The organism is Herminiimonas aquatilis (genome assembly GCF_042665175.1).
Lineage (GTDB): Bacteria > Pseudomonadota > Gammaproteobacteria > Burkholderiales > Burkholderiaceae_D > Oxalicibacterium > Oxalicibacterium aquatilis.
Window position 1 is genome coordinate 390,155 of sequence record NZ_JBHTCC010000003.1, and the last position, 24,375, is coordinate 414,529.

At 48.6% G+C, this 24,375-nt stretch carries 22 protein-coding genes; 6 read left to right on the forward strand and 16 right to left on the reverse strand.

Features of this window, described 5'->3' with window-relative positions:
• Positions 1-16 precede the first annotated feature (16 nt).
• Positions 17-448 (forward strand): Cd(II)/Pb(II)-responsive transcriptional regulator, encoded by a 432-nt coding sequence (gene cadR, locus ACFQO0_RS14295; protein WP_382235756.1) that lies wholly within the window; start codon positions 17-19, stop codon positions 446-448.
• A 23-nt stretch (positions 449-471) separates the two neighbouring features.
• Here cadR and ACFQO0_RS14300 read toward each other — a convergent pair whose 3' ends face one another.
• The 3 genes from ACFQO0_RS14300 to ACFQO0_RS14310 are packed head-to-tail and all read right to left on the reverse strand — an operon-like array spanning position 472 to position 3,106.
• Positions 472-1,773 (reverse strand): MFS transporter, encoded by a 1,302-nt coding sequence (locus ACFQO0_RS14300; RefSeq protein WP_382235758.1) that lies wholly within the window; start codon positions 1,771-1,773, stop codon positions 472-474.
• A 35-nt stretch (positions 1,774-1,808) separates the two neighbouring features.
• Positions 1,809-2,933 carry a nickel/cobalt efflux protein RcnA gene (locus ACFQO0_RS14305; protein WP_382235760.1) on the reverse strand — a complete coding sequence of 375 codons (1,125 nt, stop codon included), beginning with the start codon at positions 2,931-2,933 and terminating at the stop codon, positions 1,809-1,811.
• Positions 2,934-2,944: 11 nt separating this feature from the next.
• Positions 2,945-3,106, reverse strand: coding sequence for a hypothetical protein (locus tag ACFQO0_RS14310; protein ID WP_382235762.1), 162 nt, complete (start codon positions 3,104-3,106; stop codon positions 2,945-2,947).
• 65 nt (positions 3,107-3,171) lie between these two features.
• Here ACFQO0_RS14310 and ACFQO0_RS14315 point away from each other — a divergent pair, with 65 nt between their 5' ends.
• Entirely contained in the window at positions 3,172-3,447 is a 276-nt protein-coding gene (locus ACFQO0_RS14315) for a metal/formaldehyde-sensitive transcriptional repressor (protein WP_382235764.1), read from the forward strand.
• A 101-nt stretch (positions 3,448-3,548) separates the two neighbouring features.
• On the opposite strand, the gene copD is transcribed toward ACFQO0_RS14315, so the two are convergent.
• From copD to ACFQO0_RS14335, 4 genes are read right to left on the reverse strand one after another with little or no spacing between them, the layout of a single operon-like run.
• The gene (gene copD, locus ACFQO0_RS14320) at positions 3,549-4,469 is read right to left on the reverse strand and encodes a copper homeostasis membrane protein CopD (protein WP_382235766.1); all 921 of its coding nucleotides are present in this window, start codon (positions 4,467-4,469) and stop codon (positions 3,549-3,551) included.
• A gap of 7 nt (positions 4,470-4,476) precedes the next feature.
• Positions 4,477-4,854 carry a copper homeostasis periplasmic binding protein CopC gene (copC, locus tag ACFQO0_RS14325; protein ID WP_382235768.1) on the reverse strand — a complete coding sequence of 126 codons (378 nt, stop codon included), beginning with the start codon at positions 4,852-4,854 and terminating at the stop codon, positions 4,477-4,479.
• A gap of 40 nt (positions 4,855-4,894) precedes the next feature.
• The gene (locus ACFQO0_RS14330; RefSeq protein ID WP_382235965.1) at positions 4,895-5,875 is read right to left on the reverse strand and encodes a copper resistance protein B; all 981 of its coding nucleotides are present in this window, start codon (positions 5,873-5,875) and stop codon (positions 4,895-4,897) included.
• A gap of 29 nt (positions 5,876-5,904) precedes the next feature.
• The gene (locus tag ACFQO0_RS14335; RefSeq protein ID WP_382235770.1) at positions 5,905-7,785 is read right to left on the reverse strand and encodes a copper resistance system multicopper oxidase; all 1,881 of its coding nucleotides are present in this window, start codon (positions 7,783-7,785) and stop codon (positions 5,905-5,907) included.
• A 187-nt stretch (positions 7,786-7,972) separates the two neighbouring features.
• Between ACFQO0_RS14335 and ACFQO0_RS14340 the strand changes: the two genes are divergently transcribed.
• Positions 7,973-8,665, forward strand: coding sequence for a heavy metal response regulator transcription factor (locus tag ACFQO0_RS14340; protein WP_382235772.1), 693 nt, complete (start codon positions 7,973-7,975; stop codon positions 8,663-8,665).
• A complete protein-coding gene (locus ACFQO0_RS14345) occupies positions 8,665-10,041 on the forward strand; it encodes a heavy metal sensor histidine kinase (protein WP_382235774.1) in 1,377 nt (458 codons plus the stop codon). Before ACFQO0_RS14340 ends, ACFQO0_RS14345 begins: the two co-directional genes overlap by 1 nt.
• A 90-nt stretch (positions 10,042-10,131) precedes the next feature.
• Here ACFQO0_RS14345 and ACFQO0_RS14350 read toward each other — a convergent pair whose 3' ends face one another.
• From ACFQO0_RS14350 to ACFQO0_RS14370, 5 genes are all read right to left on the reverse strand, one after another.
• Positions 10,132-10,518 (reverse strand): copper-binding protein, encoded by a 387-nt coding sequence (locus ACFQO0_RS14350; RefSeq protein ID WP_382235776.1) that lies wholly within the window; start codon positions 10,516-10,518, stop codon positions 10,132-10,134.
• A gap of 33 nt (positions 10,519-10,551) precedes the next feature.
• Positions 10,552-13,698 (reverse strand): efflux RND transporter permease subunit, encoded by a 3,147-nt coding sequence (locus ACFQO0_RS14355; protein ID WP_382235778.1) that lies wholly within the window; start codon positions 13,696-13,698, stop codon positions 10,552-10,554.
• On the reverse strand, positions 13,695-15,185 hold the full coding sequence (locus tag ACFQO0_RS14360; protein WP_382235780.1) for an efflux RND transporter periplasmic adaptor subunit: 1,491 nt from the start codon (positions 15,183-15,185) through the stop codon (positions 13,695-13,697). The genes ACFQO0_RS14355 and ACFQO0_RS14360 overlap by 4 nt, the downstream gene beginning before the upstream one ends.
• Positions 15,182-16,267, reverse strand: a complete 1,086-nt coding sequence (locus tag ACFQO0_RS14365; protein ID WP_465261970.1) for a TolC family protein — start codon at positions 16,265-16,267, stop codon at positions 15,182-15,184. Before ACFQO0_RS14365 ends, ACFQO0_RS14360 begins: the two co-directional genes overlap by 4 nt.
• A gap of 293 nt (positions 16,268-16,560) precedes the next feature.
• A complete protein-coding gene (locus ACFQO0_RS14370) occupies positions 16,561-16,860 on the reverse strand; it encodes a hypothetical protein (protein WP_382235784.1) in 300 nt (99 codons plus the stop codon).
• A gap of 313 nt (positions 16,861-17,173) precedes the next feature.
• On the opposite strand from ACFQO0_RS14370, the gene ACFQO0_RS14375 reads away from it, so the two are divergent.
• Positions 17,174-17,518, forward strand: a complete 345-nt coding sequence (locus ACFQO0_RS14375) for a DUF4148 domain-containing protein (protein WP_382235786.1) — start codon at positions 17,174-17,176, stop codon at positions 17,516-17,518.
• Between the two features lie 221 nt (positions 17,519-17,739).
• On the opposite strand, the gene ACFQO0_RS14380 is transcribed toward ACFQO0_RS14375, so the two are convergent.
• Positions 17,740-19,116, reverse strand: coding sequence for an ATP-grasp domain-containing protein (locus ACFQO0_RS14380; protein ID WP_382235788.1), 1,377 nt, complete (start codon positions 19,114-19,116; stop codon positions 17,740-17,742).
• Positions 19,117-19,217: 101 nt separating this feature from the next.
• A complete protein-coding gene (locus tag ACFQO0_RS14385) occupies positions 19,218-21,578 on the reverse strand; it encodes a heavy metal translocating P-type ATPase (protein ID WP_382235790.1) in 2,361 nt (786 codons plus the stop codon).
• Positions 21,579-21,971: 393 nt separating this feature from the next.
• On the opposite strand from ACFQO0_RS14385, the gene ACFQO0_RS14390 reads away from it, so the two are divergent.
• Positions 21,972-22,424: a DUF305 domain-containing protein gene (locus tag ACFQO0_RS14390; protein WP_382235792.1), complete on the forward strand. Its 453-nt coding sequence runs from the start codon at positions 21,972-21,974 to the stop codon at positions 22,422-22,424.
• A 424-nt stretch (positions 22,425-22,848) separates the two neighbouring features.
• Here ACFQO0_RS14390 and ACFQO0_RS14395 read toward each other — a convergent pair whose 3' ends face one another.
• Both ACFQO0_RS14395 and ACFQO0_RS14400 read right to left on the reverse strand, forming a co-directional pair.
• Positions 22,849-24,066 carry a type II toxin-antitoxin system HipA family toxin gene (locus ACFQO0_RS14395; protein WP_382235794.1) on the reverse strand — a complete coding sequence of 406 codons (1,218 nt, stop codon included), beginning with the start codon at positions 24,064-24,066 and terminating at the stop codon, positions 22,849-22,851.
• The gene (locus tag ACFQO0_RS14400) at positions 24,059-24,316 is read right to left on the reverse strand and encodes a helix-turn-helix domain-containing protein (RefSeq protein ID WP_011871057.1); all 258 of its coding nucleotides are present in this window, start codon (positions 24,314-24,316) and stop codon (positions 24,059-24,061) included. The genes ACFQO0_RS14395 and ACFQO0_RS14400 overlap by 8 nt, the downstream gene beginning before the upstream one ends.
• Positions 24,317-24,375: the final 59 nt, after the last annotated feature.

Sequence of the window (24,375 nt, forward strand, 5' to 3'; positions counted from 1 at the left end):
ATTTTTGGAGACTCTTATGAAAATCGGGGAATTGGCTACGAAGACCGGCTGTGATGTGGAGACTATTCGGTACTACGAAAAATCGGGAATATTGGCTGCTCCTGAACGCACAAGCAATGGATATCGAGAGTATCAAGCACATCACCAAGAGCGACTTCAGTTCATCCGACACTGTCGCTCATTGCAAATGAGTTTGGCTGACATACGTATTCTGCTCGATCTGCAAAGTAACGCTGCTGCAGGCTGCCAGAGCGTCGATAATTTATTGGACTCGCATATTGTAGAAGTTCAAGCACGCGTCAAAATGCTGCTAAATCTCGAACAACAGTTGCTTACGTTGCGGGATCAATGTTCAGGGCCACATTCAACCCGCGACTGCGGCATTCTTCAAAATCTGAATGTGCCGACGGACGAACATGGATGCGTTTGCCACGACAAATTTCAGTAAATGAATAGTCCTCTTGTCAGACCTCAGCGCGGCCAGCGTTGGTGTATCTCATCGATGACATATTCGTGGGAATGTTTATCAGCGTCCCCATTGAGATGCGGGTGAGATTGGGGAAGATCAACGTGACTGTGTTCGACAGACATTGGATCGTCCTGTGGCCATACCTTGGTTGCGACAATTAACGCCAATCCTGCAAATATTCCCAATCCAGCGAAAGTGACGGAGAAACCGGTTTTTGCGCCCAACCAACCGGCTATCGGATAGGTTAGCAGCCAACAAGCATGCGATAACGCGAACTGTGCGGCAAATAATGCAGGTCTGTCTTCAGCATGCGCTGAGCGGCGCAGTAAGCGGCCGGAAGGCGTTTGCGCCAGCGAATAACCTAATCCCAACAGCATCCACAACGGTAGCAGCAATGCGTAGCTTCTGACAAACGTACCGGCTAACATGCCGATAACAAGAATCGAAGCGCCCCACAGCATTGCCTTGCGGTCGGCTATATTGCGTAACAATTTTGGCAGGGCCAGCGCAGCAATCATGGAGCCGCCGCCAAACGCAGCCAATGCCCACGCGGTCGCAAGCTGCGTCAATCCGAAACGCGATTGCACCATTACCACTGTGTTGACAATTACCATCGCGCTAGCCGCTGCAATCACGAAATTCAAAGCTAGCAAGCCTCTCAATCGTGGCGTCGATAAGTAAATACGAATGCCACGAGTCGTGCGATCGTAAATGCCTCGCCGTTTCGGGAGTATCGCTTTTGGCAGGATCACGGAGACAACCAACGCTGCTGAAAAAAGAAAGCCAACAGCAGTACCAGCGAATAGCATATGAAAACTGATGACGGACAGCAAAGCTGCCGCCAGCATAGGACTGACGACACTTTCCAAATCGTAAGCGAGTCGGGATAGCGACAACGCTCGCGTGTAGTCATCCTCATTAGGTAAAACATCGGGAATGGTGGCCTGAAACGTCGGTGTAAATGCAGCCGAAGCGGATTGCAAAACGAAAATCAATACGTAGATTTCCCAAATCTGCGTGACAAATGGTAGTACCACCGCTACGGCGGCTCGAATTAGATCCAGTGTTACGAGCATGGCCCGACGCGGCAAGCGCTCTGCAAATGCGGCCGCGATAGGAGCGACACCGATATAGGCCAGCATCTTGATTGCCAGCGCCGTACCAAGCACCGTACCGGCCTGCGCTCCTGCCAAGTCATAGGCCAGCAGACCCAAGGCGACGGTCGCTAGCCCGGTTCCGATCAAGGCAACGATCTGCGCGCAAAACAGATGCCGGTAAGTACGATTGGCAAGTACGTTTAACATTGTCCGTCCTGATGTATGCAGAGTGGTGATGCTGCTTAAGGCAGCGCTATCCAGCCGTGATAGCCGACGTACAGCCCAACCGAAATGATCAAGGCACTGGAAAAATATGGTGCCTTGCGCGCGATTTCACCAAAGCCCGACCAGCGCTTGCTCGCATGACGTACGCTGATGGCCGCAATCACACCGGATAACACCATCGTCAGAGCAAGCCCAATGCTAAAGGACAGCACAAGCGTTGCGCCCAAGGCTACTTTCTTTAATTGCAGACACAGCACTAGAACCGTGATCGCCGCAGGACAAGGTATTAAGCCGCCCGTAATACCAAACATCACAATTTGACCGTTGGTTACATTACGATTCGTGAACTGACGTTTGATGTCGTTGGCGTGAGCTAATTCGTGCGCATCCTGATAGTCAGACGTATCCAGATTCGCGTTTGCAGCATGTGCGTGTCCGTGGGAATGTTCAGTGTAGGTAAGCTCATAATCGTGTGCATGGCCGCCATGCGTCAGGGTGAGTAGTCCCGTAAATTCATGCGGTTCAGGAATTTCGTCTATCGATTCAAGAAAACCGTCGCGCTGTGTAAAGGCAAATGATTGCCTCACACTCCCGGCGCGGATCGTAAGCATTGCAATCTCACCAGCTTGCCATGAATGTGCCTGGGGTCCTTCTTCATAAAGACGGAATCGCGGAGGCACACCTTCCTCAAAAACTTCCACTCGAATGACACCATGTCCCGTATCGATCCGTTTAGTTTCCTCATCTGCATGCGTATGCGTGTCGTCATGCGAATGGGCGTGCGCTTTCTGAACTTGTGATTCACGCCAAGTTCGCCAAGCCATCCAGATAGCAATACCGATGATGAGTACGGACGAAGCTAGTTGGAGATACGGTTCTGTCGCCTCTGCGTTCCATTTACTGCCGAAATACATGCCGACAAAAGCAATCAACCAGACTACGGCTGTATGTGAAATTGTCGCAGCGAAGCCGAGCATCACTGCTTGCCCGACAGTGCCGCGGATGGCCACGATGAACGCGGCCATCATCGTTTTGGAATGTCCTGGCTCCAATCCATGCAAGGCCCCTAGCAAAATGGCGCTGGGGATGAAAAGCCAGGCATTGTTTGCCCCTTGCTGCAATAGCGTCGAAAAGTCTGTCATGAATCACTGCCTTATAGATATTTGGTAATTTCTTTGGATTCACGAATGGCCGCTGCGGAATCCATCGCGCTGTCACCGATCGCAACCACCGCTAAGGTGTTTCTCTCGGCTAAAGGATTGCCCTCATTGAAGACGTGGGAATGCGTCCAATTTTCACGTGTGGTGGATTGCATGATATCTTAGCTTTTCGGATAAAATATATACTATACCCCAGTATATATAAAATTACATAAAGCCTATGTCACACGCCATCAAAAGCAAGAAGTCACTCCTCACCCGGGTCCGTCGCATTAAAGGGCAGGCCGAAGCATTGGAAAAAGCTTTGGAAAATGAAGCTGAATGTATGGCGATACTTCAGCAGATTGCCGCAGTTCGTGGTGCGGTCAACGGGCTAATGGCTGAAGTCCTGGAAGGACATATACGAGAGCATCTCGGTCCAGATGCAACTGACGCTGAAGAACGCCATGCAGATTTAGAAGAAGTTGTAACAATTCTCCGCTCTTATCTCAAATAGCTACATAGATATGACGAAGGGGGTGTTCGCTTAACCTACAAATTATTGACAAGATCGGTAGCACGTTTCTATTTAACATAGTCCGATGAATCGCATGCGAGTTAAAGAGGATTAAGCATTCCCAAGCACGCTATCAGAACCAGGATCAGCAAAGCGCAGCCAGATTCCAAAACTAAACTACCTCTTAAAGCTGCTATAGCTGGACCGTGATTATCACTTGCAATCGAAGCTTCGAGCTTAGGCGTCAATCGATAACGGTTGGCCGCCGCTAGCGCAAGCATGACGAGAAATAAAACCAACTTTATCGTTAGCAGAATGCCGTATGTCGTGGCAAATATACTGCCGAAATTAAATCCTGAAATCATCAAATAGTTTATCGTGCCCGTTACGAGCAGAGCGGAAACTATAACGCTTCCCATTATTGCGAATCCATTCAACATTCGGCCCAGTTGCTCCACTTCGGCGCGTCCGCCCTTTAGGGTCCAACTTAGGATCAACAGAAAAGATGCTAGCGCCCCGATCCAGGCACCCGCCGCGATCAGGTGGACAATATCAGCTCCCAAATGTACGAAACCTTTAACATCTTCATTCATGACACCGTGCCCGCCCCAAGCCAAAGTTGCCAGAGCTATGCCACCAAAAACAGTCATTAAAACAAGCTGATAAGACGATCTTGTAGTTAAGATACTAGTGCCAAGAGCGACAAATAAAGCCAATGCTGCCAAACGGATGAGCAATGCAGTACCAAAACTCATCTCAAATAGAGCCATAGAAAATGCATCCGGTGCTATATCAAAATAGCTTTCCGCTCCACTCATCATTTTGGTGGAAACAATGAACCCGGCAATTGAAAGAACGATTGCAATTATCGCTAGCACCTTGCTTTTTGCTACAAATCGCTTAGCCGTAATTGACTCTCGCTCCAAGGAATTCAGTGAGTAAAGGGCGAATAATGGCAGTCCGAAAACCAACATCAAATCCAGATACAAAGAAAAGCGGACGATCACATTTGCCCAATCCATCACTTTCTCACTTTACGGTAAACGTAATCTTGCCCGTAATTGGATGAGTGTCTGCCGACACAGCGCGCCATTCAACGTTGTATTTTCCCGGCGTTAAAGGTTGATTGGGCGTCAACACCATGACTTTAGGGTCATCAGTGCCGGCGATCTTAGCGGCAATTTTCATCGCCCCCATGCCAGGCATTTCCGCCATGATCAAGTTGGCGCCAGAAAACTGCTTTGTGAGAGTTTCAGAGAAACGCAATTCGATTTTTGCTGGCGCTGGGCCTTCAGAATTATCCTTAGGAGTGGAGTCAACCAAACTAGGGTGCGCGAATGCAGCAGTAGCAATCAAGGTAGCCAGAGAAGCAACGCCGATCCGACGTAAATTACGAATATTAAACATGAAGTTTCCTTTGTTAGTTTTGTGAAAAATTGTGAAGCGCTTAAAACCAGAATCTCAAGCCTGCGACGACCTGAGTCTGCTGGGCATCCCCTCCTGCATTACGCACTAAAGTCGCAGTGCGACCAAAACGCGCGCTGTGCTCAATACCTATATAAGGCGCAAATTGGCGGCTGAATTCGTAACGTAACCGTACTCCGAACGTTGCACTGGAAAGTCCGCGCCCTACTCCTACTTCAGGATCGTCTTTGCCATATACGTTCGCTTCCAGTCGAGGTTGCAAGATTAGCCGCTGGGTCAGCATAAGCTCGTATTCAGTCGACAATCGGAATGCTGTGCGCCCTTCAGTTCCGAGGTAAGCCGTAGCATCTACTTCAAACCAATAGGGAGCCAACCCCTGCACCCCGAATGCCAACCAATTTCGCGAGGGGCCATCAGCGCTTATATCGTTGCGTATACCGGCTTGTACATCCCAGTATGGATGGAAGGCCTTAGCCCACAGGAGCTCAGTACGTGCGTCTTGGACGCGTCCTTGAGCGAATTCGCCTTCAGCTTTCACCGTAAGCTTGTTGTAACTGTCTCCATACCAAGCTTGTAGTTCATAAGAATTTGAATCGCCGCCGTTGCTATAGACGCGCTCGAAACGATCAACCAATAGCGAAGCGAACTTGTGCTCGTCAGCCATCATCAAAGAGCGTTGCTCGCCAACCGCGTATAGCCCGGTTCCCAACTCATATCCGCCTGAATAGGCATGAGGGTCTCGCGCATCTGCAGGCGCAGAACTGCCTCCCATGTCAGACATTCCCGTCATACCGTCCATTTGCATATTTCCATGATCGGCGGCATTTGATGCTGGGGTTACAGCACTGTCGTCCATCGTCCCAAAGCCAGCATCCGCAGCACTTTGAGTGCTCGTTTGGCCGTGGCCGCTATGACTCTCTTGAGCACTTTGTGCCAATGCGGTTGATGAGAGGACGCAAACCACCGAAGCAATGAGAGTCTTTCTAAGTGAGAAGTTATGCATACCGGCGATCCTTGGTTTAGTAATGGTAATCATGCGATGATCACTTCCCGGAACATGCCAGCATCCATGTGCATCATGAGGTGGCAATGCCAAGCCCAGCGTCCTAGCGCGTCCGCAGTCACCAAAAAGCTGATCCTTTGTGCAGGCTGGACCGGAATGGTATGGCGTCTCGCCAGGAACTCGCCTTCTGGTGTCTCGAGTTCGCTCCACACTCCATGTAAATGCATCGGATGCGTCATCATGGTGTCGTTCTGCAAGATGACTCTCACTCGCTCACCATATTTGAATTGCACGGGGCTTGATTTGCCGAACTCCAAGCCGTCAAACGACCAAGTGTATCTCTCCATATTTCCGGTCAAGTGCAGCTCAATCTCGCGACCAGGCCCGCGCGGATCCAAAGGACCTCCGATCGTATGCATATCTGCCAGCGTAAGTACGCGACGACCATTGTTACGCAGTCCGACGCCAGGATCGTTCAAAGTAGTACGTGGTGAGTCGATACGATTGTCCGTGCTGGCGCCATATTCGGTACTGGCATGACGGGGCTTTTTGCTCGGTGTCTTGAGCGGATCAGCGTTCGCTGCATGTTTGGAATGATCCATGGCCATGCCACCGTGCTGCATGCCCATTGCACTATGATCCATACCAGCCATATTAGGCATCTGGGCCATGCTGTCGCCTTCCATACTCGACATGCCAGACATGTCCATCTTGTCCATACTCATGCCACCCATATTCATCGCACCGTGGTCCATGCCAGCCATGTTGGACATATCGCCCATCATGTCCTCCATGCTCAACCATTCCAACTTGTCGATTGCAGGAACAGGAGCGCGCAAACCTGACTTGACTGCCAGCGTACCAAGCGCATAACCCGTTCTATCCATTGTTTGAGAAAAGACGGTATATGCGTCATCCTTAGGTTCGACGACCACGTCACAGGTTTCTCCAGGGCCGAAACGGAACTCATCTACTGAGATCGGCTCAATGTTGATACCGTCAACCTGAACCACTTTTAATTTCAACCCAGGAATGCGTACGTCATAAAAAGTATTGCCTGACCCATTGATACAACGCAGGCGAACCTTTTCTCCTTTCTGGAAAAGTCCAGTCCAGTTACCTGCGGGCGTAATACCATTAGTCAGGAAGGTCAAGACGGCTGCCGACAAATCTCCCATGTCGGTGGGATTCATCCGCATTTCGTTCCACATCTTCCGTTTCGAGAGGGCTGCTTTCCAACCATCTTTCGATACATCGCTGAAGAACCCTCCCGCTGTCAGTTGGCCGTAGTTGTAATAGTCGCCTTGTTTTTTTAGGCGTCCCAGCACAGTCATGGGATCATCATCCATCCAATCCGAGAGCAATAAGATATGTTCGCGATCAGCCGCAATATCTTTTCCTTGAGCCGGATCGATAATAATCGCACCGAACATACCGGTCTGCTCCTGAAAACCAGAATGAGAGTGATACCAGTAAGTGCCACTTTGCTGAACTTTAAAACGATAAGTAAACGTTTCTCCTGGAGCAATACCGTTAAAGCTAATGCCTGGCACACCATCCATTTGGAAAGGAAGAATGATGCCGTGCCAGTGGATCGACGTTGGGACAGCCAAGCGATTAGTCACCCGAATAGTGACTGTTTCGCCCTCTTTCCAGCGAAGCGTAGGTGCCGGCAGCGTGCCGTTGATAGTAGTAGCAACCGCTGCCTTGCCTGTGAAATTGACTGGCGATTCGGCTACGACCAGATCGAACTGGGTTCCCCGGAGTACGGGGGCAGCAGTTCCTGATGCAATGACGTCTTGCGCTAAAACGTGACGCAGAGGAGCCGAAACTCCAAGCAAAACTCCTCCTGCGGCAAGGCCTTGAACAAAACGACGACGAGATACAGACATGGTTGAACGGGCTGACATAGATGAGAGTCTCCAAACCAAAAAAGGAAGTTTTTTGATGAAGGTAATCTTAATTCAAACATATTATCTTTAGCATTACCGGCTCATTACAATCGTGTAATGAACCGGTAATCTAGAGAGAGTTAGCGTATCGTTTGGCTTACAAGCTAGCTCGCACAGGCGACCAGCACTCCGCACGGATTGGAAAATGAAATTATTAATCGTCGAAGATGAAGTAAAGACTGGCGAATACCTACAGCAAGGGCTCATGGAAGCTGGCTTCGCAGTGGATTACGCTAATAATGGGCTGGATGGGCACCATCTCGCCGTTACCGGAAACTATGACCTCATCATTCTGGATGTGATGCTGCCAGATATAGACGGATGGAAAATTTTGCAAGCATTGCGCAGTGTCGGCAATAATGTTCCAGCTCTTTTTTTAACCGCCCGTGACGGTGTTGCAGATAGAGTGAAAGGTCTTGAGCTGGGCGCTGATGACTACGTGGTCAAACCATTCGCGTTCTCAGAACTGCTGGCCCGAGTAAGAACATTACTACGTAGAGGAATTCCCAGCCCATTAGTGGATCGGATGCAAGTATCAGATTTGGTTCTCGATCTTGCTCGACGAGCAGCTACCCGTGCGGGAAAACGATTAACCTTAACTAACAAGGAGTTCCTTCTGTTGGAATTCTTAGTAAGACACAAAGGCGAAGTTCTGCCTCGTTCCCTTATCGCCTCTCAAATTTGGGATATTAATTTTAATAGCGACACTAATGTTATTGATGTCGCTATTCGCCGCTTGCGCGCCAAAATGGATGATGATTACGAACCTAAATTAATCTCCACGATTCGGGGCGTCGGATATGTTCTTGAAGATCCAGATGACGCTCGGGTCGCATAATGTTTAAAATTTCACTGACAGGACGTCTGACGACCTTGTTTGCTGCCACATCTGTCGCGGTCTTGGTTGGTTTTGGCACGTTCATTTCATCGGCTATCGAGGAACACTTTTCAGAGCAAGACCAGTTATTGCTTCAAAATGAATTGCAGTTGATTCAGAAAGTCATTGAGGAAAAAGGAGTAGATTCGATCAGTCAGACTTTTGGCGAAGCGTTGCATAATCACCCTGATTTCTACGTGGACGTACGTGACCTCAACGGTAAGGAAATTTATTCCACGTTCGGTGCATTTCGCGATGCAATTCTGTCACGCGTACCTAGTAGTAAGACCAAGAACGGCTTTGATGTAAAGATAGACGAGCATCGAGAGTTTCAAGCCATTCGTGCTGAACTTAAAGCGTCTGCCGGCTTACCAGTCATTGTGGTTATTGCGGTCGATAAGGCTATCCATACTCATTTTATGAGCATGTTCCGAACCACGTTAATGCTATACGTTATGGTCGCGGCAATTGCCACAGTTATGCTGGGCTGGTGGGCAGCAAGGCAAGGTCTCTCCCCTTTGCGAACTATGGCAGCACGCGCCCAAACTGTTACGTCGCAGAACATGCGGGAACGCATGCCTGTCGATGCAGTGCCGACAGAAATGACAGATCTCGCTGTCAAACTCAATGCCATGCTTGATCGCCTTCAGAACGATATCGCCAGGCTAACGGAATTTTCCGCAGACCTTGCACATGAACTCCGTACTCCGATCAGTAATATGCTGACACAAACTCACGTTGTCTTAAATCAGAGTCGTAGTGCTGCGGATTACAGGGATTCTCTCAGCTCAAATGCAGAAGAGCTTCAGCGACTGGGGAATACCATCTCGGACATGCTCTTTCTGGCGCAAACAGAAAACGGACTTGCGCTTCCGTCCGTAGCCAAACTGAACATGGCGCGAGAGTGCCAAGCTTTGTTGGAATTCTACGAAGCCTTAGCCGATGAAAAAAAAGTGGTCTTACGGTGCGAGGGCGACGCTGTTGTTATCGGAGATCAGCTCATGTTTCGCCGCGCGTTAAACAACTTGCTATCGAATGCCATCCGCTACACACCATCGTACGGGACCATTTCAATAAAGATTATGTCAGTGGGATCGGGCACCACCATTACCGTGGAAAACGACGGCGAGGAGATACCAGCCGAAATTCAATCGCATCTTTTCGATCGCTTTTTTCGGGCCGACAAATCCCGCAAAAAATCTGAATCTGACTCGGCCGGCTTGGGCCTTTCCATAACGCGTGCCATCATGCAGGCACATGGAGGCAGTGTCTCTGTGGTCTCTCGGGATAGCAAGACTGCATTTAGTCTCTATTTTTCGTCACCACAACAAACATAGTTCGAAATTCTCGAAAATGGCATACTAAAAGCGCATGCCAAATTCTTCTGAGTTACTTGCTCGATCAGCGACGTATTCGTCCCGGCAAAGTTATTTTTGCACAGACAAAACAGTTACTGTCGCGGTACCTTCGATGTTCTCGACAGTGAATTTCACCTTGTCACCCGCTTTTACATTGGAAAGCAGAATTTTGTCTTTCACTGCAAATTGCATGGTCATCGGGCTCATCTCAACAGTCGAACTTTTAATTCGTCCATGTTTCAGCGTAATACTTTTGTTGTCTTTGTCGACGGCTCTCACTTCGCCATCCGATAAGGCGGTTGCGCTGGTTGTTTTCGCTGGCATCTTGTCCATTTTCATACCTTCCATCTTCATTCCTGCCATGTCCATACCTGTGCTGTTTTGCTCAGCATAGGCATTAACCGCGAGTAAAGAAAATCCACAGACTGCCACTAGATTTAAAAGCGATTTTTTCATTTGATACTCCTTAGTAGTTAAATTGATTTGAATTTATTTGTTTAGTACTGCTAAACGTAATTTGCGTTCTTGAAGCAAACGCCATGCTGCTGGAATCACAAAAAGCGACAACAATGGTGCGGTGATCATGCCGCCGACCATCGGTGCGGCAATCCGTTGCATTACTTCAGAGCCAGCGCCACTACCGAACATAATTGGGATAAGGCCAGCCAATATAACTGCCACGGTCATGGCTTTGGGGCGCACACGTTGTACGGCCCCTTCCCGTATCGCTTCCGCTATGAGTTCCTTGCTTAACGGCAGCCCGGACTGCAATCGCTGATTCAATGAATTGCGTAGATACACCAGCATCACGACGCCAAACTCAGCCGCCAATCCTGACAAGGCGATAAAGCCGACCGCTGTGGCAACCGAAACGGCATGACCTAGTAACCACACGAACCAGAAGCCGCCAATGAGCGCAAAAGGCACAGTCAGCATAAGTAGTAATGCTTCTGATACGGAACGAAACGCCAAATACAGAAGGATAAGGATGACGGCCAAAGTAAGAGGAATGACCGTTTGCAACTTGGCGACGGCTCGCTCCAGATATTCAAATTGGCCTGCCCAGCCTATCGAATATCCAGGTGGAAGCTTTATTTCTTTTGCCACCGCTGCCTGCATTGCCGTTACGGCTGTATGCAAGTCCGTTCCTCGCACATCGACATAGACCCAACCAGAAAGCCGTGCGTTCTCGCTACGTATCATTGGCGGCCCATCGGTTACCTTAATGCTCGTAATATCACCCAGCCTTACCTGCGCACCTCTCTCTGTGACAATAGGAAAGTCACGTAGTGTCTGCACAGAATTACGGTAGTCCTGAGGATAACGGACATTGATAGGAAAACGCTGGCGCCCGTCCACAACTTCACCAATGTTTTCTCCACCAATCGCAGACGAAATCACCGATTGCACATCCGTCACTGCAAGGCCGTAGCGCGCTGCTTTGGCTCGGTCGATATCAACATCGATATAACGTCCGCCACTTACACGCTCTGCCAGTGCAGAAGTTACCCCCGGCACTTTTTTAACGACAGCTTCGATTTGCGTGGCGATTTTATCGATTTCCGCTAGCTCCGCACCAGATACCTTCACGCCGACCGGCGTTTTGATTCCGGTTGAAAGCATGTCGATACGATTGCGAATAGGCGGTACCCAAACATTCGATAGTCCAGGGACCTTCACTATTCGGTCCAGTTCTTCAATGAGTTTTTCAGACGTCATGCCGGGGCGCCATTGGTCTTTTGGCTTGAACTGAATAGTCGTTTCAAACATCTCCAAAGGTGCAGGGTCTGTCGCGGATTCAGCGCGACCAGCTTTACCAAATACCGTTGCCACTTCCGGCACCGTCTTGATGAGACGGTCTGTCTGTTGCAACAATTCACTAGCCTTAGACGCAGACAATCCGGGGAGCGCAGAAGGCATATACAGCAAATCACCTTCGTCCAAAGGTGGCAAGAACTCCCCTCCCACATTGGACAGGGGAATAACTGTCAGAACAAGAGCGATAGATGCAATGGCAATCGTCCATTTTGGATGCTCCAGACTCGCATTCAACCATGGCCGATACATCCGTATCAGTGCGCGGTTAATCGGATTCGATGCTTCGCTGGGAATACGCCCACGAATCATGTAGCCCATCAATACTGGTATCAATGTAATCGCCAGACCGGCCGCAGCTGCCAGCGTGTAGGTCTTTGTATAAGCAAGTGGCGCAAATAATTTACCTTCTTGCGCTTCCAATGCAAAGACAGGAATGAAAGATAAGGTGACGATGAGTAAGGAGAAAAATAGCGCAGGCCCAACTTCAATAGCCGACTCTGCAATCAAGTCCCAGCGCTCTTTCCCACTTATTTCCTGATTCGGATGCATATGAGAATAAGCTTCCAGATGTTTGTGCGCATTTTCAATCATGACAATTGCCGCATCGACCATCGCACCCACGGCAATGGCAATGCCACCCAACGACATCAGATTGGCATTGACGCCTTGGTAGCGCATCACAATGAAAGCCGCGAGCACACCTAAAGGTAGCGAGATGATGGCAACCAAGGCACTGCGCAGATGAAATAAGAATATCGCGCAGACCAGTGCGACCACGACAAACTCTTCAATCAATTTGTCACGAAGGTTGGTCACTGCGGCCGTAATCAGTTTGGAGCGGTCGTAGGTCGTGACCACTTCCACACCCTTCGGAAGTGAACTTTGCAAAGTGGCGAGCTTTGCCTTCACCGCTTTAATAGTTTCCAGCGCGTTCTTACCGGAGCGCATGACGACAACACCACCAGCCACCTCACCTTCCCCATTCAACTCCGCAATTCCACGACGCATTTCAGGGCCAATTCGAACTGTCGCTACATCCCTGAGCAATACCGGCGTACCGGCATCATTTGCGTTTAATAGAACATTACGAAAATCTTCCAGTGAATGCAAATACCCGTTAGAGCGCACCATATATTCGGTTTCGGCCATTTCGACGACCGAACCACCTGACTCCTGGTTTGCTTTCGCCAAGGCACCAAGCACCTTGGCATGCGAAATACCGAAGGCACGTAACTTGTCTGGGTCGAGGATGACTTGGTACTGCTTTACCATGCCACCGATGCTGGCGACCTCGGCTACATCTTGAACGGTTTTTAGCTCAAATTTCAAAAACCAATCGTTTAATGTCCGTAACTGACCGAGGTCGTTTTGCCCCGTACGGTCGACCAGTGCATATTCAAATATCCAGCCCACCCCGGTTCCATCTGGACCAAGTTCCGCCTGTACACCTTGCGGCAAACGGCTTTGCACCTGACTGATATATTCCAACACTCTGGAGCGTGCCCAGTATTGATCCGTCGCATCGTCAAAAAGAACATAGACAAACGAGTCACCAAAGAAGGAATAGCCACGTACAGTCTTGGCACCCGGAACAGCTAACAGTGCGGTAGTTAGTGGATAGGTAACTTGGTCTTCCACTAGCTGCGGAGCCTTGCCAGGATACTGAGCACGAATGATGACCTGCGTGTCCGACAGGTCTGGCAGTGCATCTAATGGCGTTTTGTTCAATGACCATAAACCCCATCCTGTGATGACGATCGCGGCAAGCAGAACCCAGAATCGATTTGCAATAGACCAGCGAATAATTCGCGCGATCATTGCTTGCCTCCCACCGGTTTGACGCTTTCGAGTAGATAGCCGTCGTCATTTTCCTTGAATAAAAACTCCACTTCCTGTCCGGCTCTTATCCCGTCAAATAACTCAGGACGCGACTTGTTAAAATCCATCGTCATCGCACCCCATTCAAGCTCCGGAATAGGCTTGTGCGAAAGAGTCAGTGCTTTTGGTGTTACTTTCTCTACCGTGCCAATGCCCCGGTGAACAGGAGACGCTACTGGCTGCATTGTTTGGCTATGGCCGGAAAACTTGGGCAATACCGACTTCAGACTTGCTTCCGAATCAATGAGGAATTGCCCTGAGGCGACTACTTTCTGGCCCTCACTCAAGCCACTCAAAATCTCAGTGTCGTTCCCTGTATCCAGCCCTATTGTCACAACTACAGGCTGCATGCTGTTGTTTTCGCTCGCCACCAGAACGATGGATTGCTTGCCGTTTGCAATTACGGCTTCACTCGGAACCAGAAGACGCGAAACTGCTTTCTCAGCATCGAGGCGAACGCGCATGAGCATGCCAGGGGTGAGGCTGCCATCACGATTATCCAATTCAAGACGAGCCTGCAAGGTCCGTGTCGTAGTACTGATACCCGGCAGGATTTCGCGAACCTTGCCACTGTATTTTCTATTCACGTCACCGGAGAACGTCGCCTCCACCGTCATGCCAGAACGAACTGCATTGCTCAGAGTCTCTGGCACTTCTGCTACCAGCCACACCTTGCTTAACCCTGCTACTTTTGCGATGGTCATGCCGGGCGTTACCATTGCCCCATCGCGTACGGACAACTCGGTGATGACGCCGGCAACCGGGGATGTCAGCGTGAAGTGCTTTTGTGATTGTCCGGTACGGTCTGCCTGATTGACCAATCCATCCGGAATAGACATCGCTCGCATTCTTTGCCGAGCAGCTGCTGCCAGTTCGGTATTACCTCCACGCTTGAGGGCCAGATATTCCTCCTGCGGTGCAATCCAGTCAGGAACAAAAATAGAAGCTATTGCTTCACCGCGCTTGATACGCTGCATAGGCGAACGGGCATGCAGTTTGTCGATATATCCTGTCACGCGGCTTTGTACGACTTCCGATGCACTCTCATCAAACTGCGTTGTGCCGACCATTTCAAATGCATCCTGTACATCTTCACGTCTTACAGTTGCAAATCGGATGCCGAGATTCTGTTGAAGTGAAGGGTTGATTTTTACGCCACCATCTGCCGAACCTTCATCCGCGTACATCGGGACCAACTGCATATCCATGAAAGGACTTTTACCAGGTTTGTCGAACTTGTTTCCCGGAACCATCGGGTCGTGCCAATACAGGACTTTACGCCCAGTCTTCGGGTCAACTTTCTCAGTTGCTGTGCCCGATGTAGCGGCATCCATATTTCTTTGCGTGCCAAACCAATACCCACCAAATACGAGACTGGCACCTGCTAATGCCAACACAACCACTTTCAATGCGAATTTAGGTTTCATTTCGTTTCTCCTACAGACACCGTGTCATGTGGAACCACCTGATATTCAAGCGCCGCCCAAGTCAGCGCTGCTTCTCTTTCAAGCTCTACTATTTGAAGTCGTCGTTCCAACAACATCTTTTTTGCATTGAAAACAGCGCTCAGACTGCCTTCACCTGAACGGTAAGCGGCAGTTGCCAGTTCTGCTTGCTGCGATGCCGCGGGCAACAATTGCGCATTGAGTTGCTGAATACGCTCTTTAAGGCTTTCTAATGTCGAAGACTGGCTCTCGATGTCCGTCTGCAGGTCACGCAAGGCTTCTTCGTATTGCATTCTTGCTTTGGTACCCAAAGCCGATTTTTCAGCGATGTCACGGTTTTGTTTTTGCGCACGATTAACGGGAAGAGGAATGCTGATGCCAAAAGAGACCATGTTTGAGTACTGGCTGCCGCGCTGGCTGTAAGCGGCTTCAACTGACCAATCTGGATTACTTTCGCGGGTCGCAACGGTACTATCAGCGTCGGCTAAATTAATTGCGCGACGCGCCGTCAGTAACATCGGGTGGTACTTTTCAAGTTCATCGATAGGTAATCCCGGCACGTGCGAAATCAGTTTTGGGCTCTCGTCGCTGACAATTGCCGCAGGCATGCCAGTCCAGCGGCTGAGTGCAAGTCGCGCATTCCGCAAATCCTGTATGTTTTTGCTCGATGCATCTTGCGCTTGCGAGAGTGACAATTGCGCTTGCATCACGTCTGAAGCGTTTGCCTTGGCACCACGATGCGCCGCATTCACCGCAATCAGATCATCAGACGCTTCTTTTTCCATCCCACTGACCAATGCCAATGTGCGCTGACCGTACAGCACATTGACCCATGCCTTGGCAGTTTCTTCCCTTACCTTGGCAACGCTTTCCAGATAAGTGCTTTCTTCCATTTCGACGGCGCGTTGAGCACGTTCGGACCGTGCAACGCGTTTGTCAGAAGATACCCATTGCTGTTCGATACCAACTCGACGCATGGTCATGAAGTCGCTCGTAGTGCTGTAACGGTCGCTACCTGTCACCGGCAAATTGTCGATACCAACTTTCAGCATCGGGTCAGGCAATTGGTCAGCTTTCGCGGCTGATTCACGGCTGGCCAAAACTGAGGCATTAGCAGCTTTGGTCAGTGATGACCTCTGTAATGAAAGCTGTATTGCTTCGTTTATTGTCAGTCCATTGGATTGGGCGTGAACAAAAGGTGTGCCAAAAGCCAGCGCCAGTAAAACGCTCATTCGGCAAAGAGTGCGCGACTGATGATTCAGTGGCGCGTAGATACGCAAAAACATATAACCCCCGGTAATGAAGACGAACGCCGACCACGGCCCAATGCCGGTCAGCGAAACAACTGGGGGTTAAATCAAATACGAAGTCGTTGCGTTCGGAGATAAGGCGGATCTACGCCTAATTCCAGAGAAGCGTCAGTCCAGGCTGAAGCCAGTACGACAGGAATAACCGGCACAGGTGACGGAATAATGAATGAAACGATAGTTGGTGCCAACGACGTTACAGCGGCAAGATGTTCAAGTGCCAACTGCGTGCCTGATTGTTGAGAAGCGCAATGAACCGGCTTTTCGATATCCATCCCTGCACAGGGCATGTCACCCATTGCCATCTCTTGCACAGGAACCGTTGTCTGCGAACAGACGTAGGCAGCCATTGCTATTCCTGAAGTCATAACAGTCATGACTAGGACGCAAGCAATTAAACGGCAAAAAGATGAAAAGGAGTGTCGGCGCATTTGGCGGTATTTATAAGTCTTTTTCCAGTTTAGCGCAATTCATTTATATGCCACGACCATGTTGACCGACGGATTACATCTTTGTAATACCGTTGTCATGTTTGCGTAACTGCTGAATTTCTATAATTCATCCATTGATACATTAGATCGCTAAACAGTTGAAACAATGTATCTGATCGATTTCGTTTTTGAATTTACTTAGACGAATCAATCCTAACTTTGGAGAATTGAAATGAATATCACACACAAGAAACTCATCGCAGTTATTGCAATATCCATTGCATCAGGCACTGTTTTTGCGCGCACCGCAAATACGAATACCTTGCAACTTGCCCAAGCAGAAGAGTCTAACTATCCAATCCTTCCATCATTTACGTCGACCAAAACTCGCGCAGAAGTAAAGGCGGAATTACAGCAGGCTCGCGAAAAGGGATTGATTGCGGTTACTGATAGCGAATATCCAAAGCTGCCTGTAGTTACTAGTAGCAAAACGCGGGCCCTAGTTAAAACCGAACTTGAACAAAGCAAGGCAAGTGGCGAATTCAAACGTCTTGAGACAGAGCAATACAGCGGCTAATCATTCATCCACCTAACAAGTTCTTCCCTAGTACTGCCTATTATCGAAAGATAACCCATCCCAATCTATGCGGGGGATGCGGAGCGGCAGTACTCTAGACAATCCTCTACGCGACACAAAATATAGCCTTTTAGGCCATATCGTATACGCACATTTATCTGTAATTTCCTATTCTTGATGGCCCTGCAATTGGACAGTTCATGGCTAGGTAAATACCTGTATTAAATGCAAGTTAGACGGCAACACACCAATGCATCCGCAGCGCTCTTCAATAGTTCGTGTTCATCTGCCCTTATTGCTGTATCCGGTACGGTGTAGACCGGCGAGAATCCTCCACCGGCCGTACGAAAATTCGTAGTCTGTCCTTGATATAAACGCGCGGCTGTCCATTGAAGCTGGCCGTCATAGACATAGGCGCGAATATCAAACTTAAGCATTTCCGGGTCCTCTTTGCTTCCACTGATTCTTTCTCCTGGCGCCATGATTGCTTGTGCCACGTAATCTCCCGCTAAAATTTCTGTCCATACTCGCTTAGTCAGCTTGTCTCCCCGATACGTCGCGCGAGAACCAAAGCCTGCACGTGGTTTGAAAAACAAATGACGGCGATCTTTCCATAGTTGCTCGGCATTGATAGCTGTGACAATTAAGGTACGCGGAATATTCGATAATAAAATTTCCTGGACATCGAAAGGAACGCCAAGCTCTTGCAACATTTTTGAATCGGTAAATAATGCGAGATTATATTTGTCGGCGTATAGGGCATGCGCTTGCGGATGTGGAGTCAATACCACTGCATTGGCCAGATAGGCTGCGCGTAAGGCAGCACATGCCTCAGTTTCCAGCATGAAGTCAGTTAACCGGTTATAGACCAGATCGATGAGCGTATCGCCGAACCACAACCTCCCTTGACGCCACTCCAAATCGGACGGATCGACTATGACCGACTGTATCCCGTGCCGCTTGAATAACTGCTGGAATAACAGAAATTCGGGATACATATATTGCTGCTGTGGATGCGTGTCGACAATCGCGATAGTCTTGAGCAATGTTTCTTTAGCAGATAATTTCCATTCGCTTTGAAACATATCAACGAAAGTTTTTTCTAGCGCTGCTGCCGATTCTTTGGCCAATGCCATGCTCTTTGGATCCAAGCAGCAGGATTGATGCACACGTGCCATGACGGCGTTGAACATCGCGCCACCAGCGTTGGTGTTAATTTCAATGAGCCCGAAACCATCGTTACTTAAATGAAAGTCATAACCAAAAAAGACGCCTTTTGCCCCACCCGGATCGTGCCTGACAATCTCGGATGCATTAGTAAAAATATGTGCTCGATAAGCTGGTAGCGCAATGACCGATTCAATCGCCCGGATCACGCTTACCATGCGTTCAATCTGGCTATCGGAAGCGAATACGGGCCGGGCAGAAAATAAATACGGGCAACGTTCTTCAACCAGAGTCATTAATTCAGGAGAATCAAGTTCAATGCTAAGCGCATGCTTTAGTGCATCGCTATCCAGACTGACGCAAAAGCATGCACGATTGAACTGCTCACTAAACTGACCAATGATCTTTTTTCCCTGAAGTGTATGCGTCATTAATTTCCATCTAAAGGAATCTGTAAAAGAATCATTGAATTTCCCTCAGTTTCTGAGGATATCGTGCGTCTGTCAAAGCATCCCTCAAAACATTTACAAAGCTACTTTGAGCGCAAACGCAAAGCATTAACAATTACGGAAACGGAACTCAAACTCATCGCGAGTGCTGCAATCATTGGTGATAGCAGGTGCCCCGTAAATGGATATAAAAGACCTGCTGCCAATGGTATTCCCAGGGAGTTGTAGATGAAGGCAAAGCCAAGATTCTGGTGCATGTTGCGGACTGTTTCTAAAGATAAATTCCTCGCTTGCGCAATCGCTCGCAAGTCTCCCTTGATCAAGGTCAGATGTGCGCTATTGATGGCAACGTCAGTACCCGTACCCATCGCGATGCCAACAATGGCTCGTGCAAGTGCCGGCGCATCATTGATGCCGTCACCCGCCATTGCCACAATTTTCCCTTCTTTTTGCAAGCGTTCAACGAGCGCCAATTTGTCCTGTGGCTTGACCTCGCCATAGAATTCTTCAATCTGTAATTTTGCCGCTACCGATTTAGCGGTCGTCACCCCATCGCCAGTCGCCATGATGACGTTAATGCCCGCATCGCGTAAAGTCGTGAGCGCCTCTTCTGTCGTCGCCTTGATGGGATCGGATACCGCAATTAAGCCAGCGAGCGCACCATCTGCCGCCAAATACATGACGCTTGCACCTTCGCTACGTAGTTCTTCGGCAGCTTGCGACAAAGGCTGCCAATCGACTTTTTCTTCATCCATCAACGCTGTGTTGCCAAGCGCAATGCGCTTGCCATCTACGGAACCGCGCACACCAATGCCGCTGGCAGATTCAAAATTCTCGGGCTTAGTGAGCGTCAATTTTCGCTCACGTGCCTCTGCCACAATCGCATGCGCTAGTGGATGTTCGCTGCCCTGATCAATGCTTGCAGCGATCTGCAATACTGTAGTCTCGTCCATGCCTTTTGCCGCAACGATACGGTCAAATGTTGGTTTACCTTGGGTCAGCGTGCCGGTTTTATCGACGATCAAGGTATCGACTTTACGCATATCTTCAATCGCGGCAGCGTCGCGAAACAACATGCCCTGTGTTGCGGCACGCCCAGTTGCCGCCATGATGGACATTGGTGTTGCCAAGCCGAGTGCGCAAGGACAGGCAATGATCAACACCGAAACCGCAGTCACAAAACCAAATACCCAACTAGGTTGCTCGGGGCCGAATAATCCCCAGCCAAGTAGAGTTAACACTGCAATACTGACCACCACCAAAACAAAATAGCGTGCCACCTGATCGGCTAATCGCTGCATAGGTGCGCGTGAGCGCTGCGCCTGCGACACCATTTGTACAATTTGCGACAGCATGGTTTGCGAACCGATTTTTTCGGAACGAATCACCAAACTACCGCCAGTATTCAGCGTTGCGCCAATGACCTTATCGCCTACTCGCTTAGAAACCGGCATCGGCTCTCCTGTCAGCATGGATTCGTCAATCGCGCTTTCGCCCTCTTCCACAACGCCATCTACTGGCACTTTTTCACCTGGACGCACACGCAATTTGTCATCGATATGGACGTTATTGAGTGGGATATCTTCTTCCGAGCCATCCTCACGGATACGGCGTGCGGTTTTTGGTGACAGGCCGAGTAAAGATTTAATCGCGGCAGAAGTTTGTGAGCGTGCTTTTAATTCCAATATCTGCCCCAACAGTGTTAACGAAACAATCACTGCTGCCGCCTCAAAATAAACGCCAACGTTTCCATGCACGCTCATTGCCGCTGGAAAAAAATCCGGTACCAGGGTGGCGATCACGCTGTATAGATAAGCCGCTGAAACACCCAAACCAATCAGTGTCCACATATTAGGACTGCGTTTTGCAATCGAGTGTATGCAGCGTACAAAGAATGGCCAGCCCGCCCACAAAACGACTGGCGTGCTCAATGCAAACTCTATCAAGTTCTGATGTGATATTCCTTGCGGGAAAAGACTATGCCCCGCCATTGCTAGCGTGGTGACAATGACTGTGAGTGGTAAAGTCCACCAAAATCGGCGACGAAAATCCACCAACTCTGGATTTTCTTCCTCATCCAAGGTGGGCATGACAGGTTCGAGTGACATGCCACAGATAGGACAACTGCCGGGAGCTGGTTGTCTAATTTCAGGGTGCATCGGGCAGGTATACATCGTTCCCTCAGGCGCATCCTGTTTGGTTTCCGATGATTCCTTGTGGGCGTATGACGCAGGGTTCGCATCAAATTTATCCATGCAACCGGCGCTGCAAAAATAATAATTCTCGTCTTCGTACGCACGCGTTTTCTGCGGATCGGCTTTGACCTTCATCCCGCAAACAATATCTGTATACGGCTTATCCGTCGTCGAGCTTTGCTTGTCTGTCTCTGCATCCGCATGGGCATGACCTGTATGGGAATGATCGTGATGTGTGTCTTGAGTCATGGTTCCATCCCTGCATGAAGGTAGCTGTGTACTTTGTATAGTGTCAGAAATATCGCTGTGACTACAGTTAATCTGGATAATGAGCAATTAAAAGAATGATGGTGGTTGCTGTGAGGTAAGCACTGAGGCAGCGATCAGGGCACGAAATAACACAATTGATTCGATCCGTGAGTAAATTTGATTATCAAAGCGGATGGCGGGCACATTACAGCCTGTTGTCATGAAGGGAATCCTATTTTCTAATCACGCATCCTTCGTTAAATAATTACGCGGTAACGGGACGAAAAATATAGTTTCCATTCTCATTCGTTAACATGGGACCTCTTTCTTTAGTTTACAAACTTTTTCTCTAAAAGATGTCTAATAAAAACAAAAAGTTAGAAAGGAGATGAAATGAACAAGTACGCCAAGTTTTGCCTGATGATCGTCACATCAACAGTCATCATGTTTGGACTAATGTATCTAAACACCTACCAGCCAGACCATCTCTTTTTTAGTGAAACACGTGCTTACATGGCGCTCGTTATGGGAGCAACCATGGCGGTCATCATGCTCGGTTTTATGTTGAATATGTACTCTGAGAAGAAGCTCAATATTTCCATACTGATTGCCAGCATTGTTATTTTTTCCGCGTCAATCTGGTTAGTGCGAAGCCAAAAAACCGTGGATGACATTGGCTGGATGAAAGCAATGATTCCACATCATTCCATAGCCATCTTAACTAGCGAACGTGCCAACATCAGCGATCCTCGAGTGAGGAAACTCGCAGACAATATTATTGAAGCACAACGTCGTGAAATCGATGAAATGAAGGCTTTGATCAAAGATATTGAAACTAAGAATTAGCCGATCGATTCCTACATTTAGCCAACTTACATCAGCAATGCTAAAGATAGTGATTAATTTCTACTGAAATATGTACAAGTTCTTCGTGAACACCTAGCGGCTCTTCGACATAATCTGGTTGTACATCCGCATTCGTAGCCAAAGAACGAATACAGGCCTATTTACCTTGCCCGACACGCCAAATATTAAGATCGCATAACGTCGCGTTAATAGGGCTAGCGGCAACCATGTGCCAGTCAACGCAAAGGTCATTGGTAACCATGTGTAGTGGTCTAATGAAACCGGACATCAATTTAGGCGAGAATACTCGCCATAGAGAGGTGTTTGATGACCAAGAATGATCGCCATCATTGATGACAGGCGCTGGCTGTGGGAGTTTAGTTAAGTTAACGAATGCAACGTCTAGATTCCCTTTTGTTAGTTCTTAAATTCTCACCTGTGCTCGCGCCTTACTAATCATGCCGATACCTTTCGCAATTTCAGGACGCATTTTTTCCCATATTTCGCCAGTATCGATCGCAGGGATGTAAGAAGTAATCACTTCGATCACTTCATCGATAATTTCGACCGGGCGATCAAGTTTACAGTGTGCTTTTCCAAACTCTATAAGCTGCTCACGAGATGGCCATGCTTTTGCCTTGTTCATTTTTAAGGCAATCGTGTCACGTGGGATATAAGCTGTTGTACATACGATGTCATACAGAGGTGACAGTCGAACATCGTTTGTCTCAGGTGTCGTGTACAACATTCCAAAATTTTTCAGATGCGCATCGCCATTCCGTACTGCTATTGACAGCACAAGCGATTTAAAAAATTCGGCAAGCGATTCCGTCTTGTAAGTGCTGCTCGAGAAAATATCGATGGCCTTTGCTACGTTCTCATAGCTTGAATCGTATTTCCCGTCATTTTGTTTGCCAGTTAGAGCGGTCATATCTTCGAACCCAAGATACTCGCCCGATATTGGATCTATATCAAAGCGCTCAATAACAAATACTTCCTTGTTTTCAGATAGCCAAAATTTTGGGACATTAAGTCCCGCAAGCATTCCCATTGTCATGCAATGGAATTCATTTTCCGCGAGTCCGTCATAATCGGCTCCACTGGCCTTGATAATTAGCCTACGATCTTTCATTGCTCCTTTGTCGACCGTTTCCTTATCTTCGTATGCGACAGCAAGTACCTTCGGCTGTACTCCAGAAATTCCAGAAGTGCTCGCATATTTTTCAGCCAAATAGTCAAATAGACTTTCACTTCCCTTCCACGACAGTAAGGCACTGAGATCTTCCGCTTTTGCGTGTTCAACGTGGTTTTCGTTAGGACTAACACTCACTCGGCCAATCATGTCACTGCCAGTGAGTGCCAGAATATTGAAATCGTCCATTTTCATGGTCTTACCAAACCGTTCGCGAATCCAATGAAGTAAATAACCTTCGGGAAGGTTCTGTCGCAATACACCAGGCAAAATATTTGCAGCGTATGTCTCTGCTCGCAGCGGCATCGTCAGGCTGATCTCGCAATGCGGGTCATCGCTACGATATCCAAAAACAATCTGTGATTCGCGCGTGAGCTGGCCGGCCAAGCCTTGGCTTGTATGCACAAACAATTGTTTGAGACCTTGCGGTTGGGAGTTCGATTTATTCATCGTCGGCAAAGATTGTGTTTAGCTCGGATTCGGTCGGACGCTTTGATTTTTCTATGACTGCGATGTTCAGTCCAAGAGCATTGAGAATGCGTTCAATCTTGCGGAAGCCAATATCATTGGAACCAGGCCCATTCTCGAGATCAATGAGAGTGCGGCGACTGATATCAGCTCGAACGGCTAATTCTGCTTGAGTCAGCTTCAGTGCGCGGCGGGCTGAAACGATAATTTTTGCTAGATCAAGAGTATTCATGTGAATAATTTAGCACTTTATACTGAAATATTCAATATAAAGTGAAAAATACAGCACTT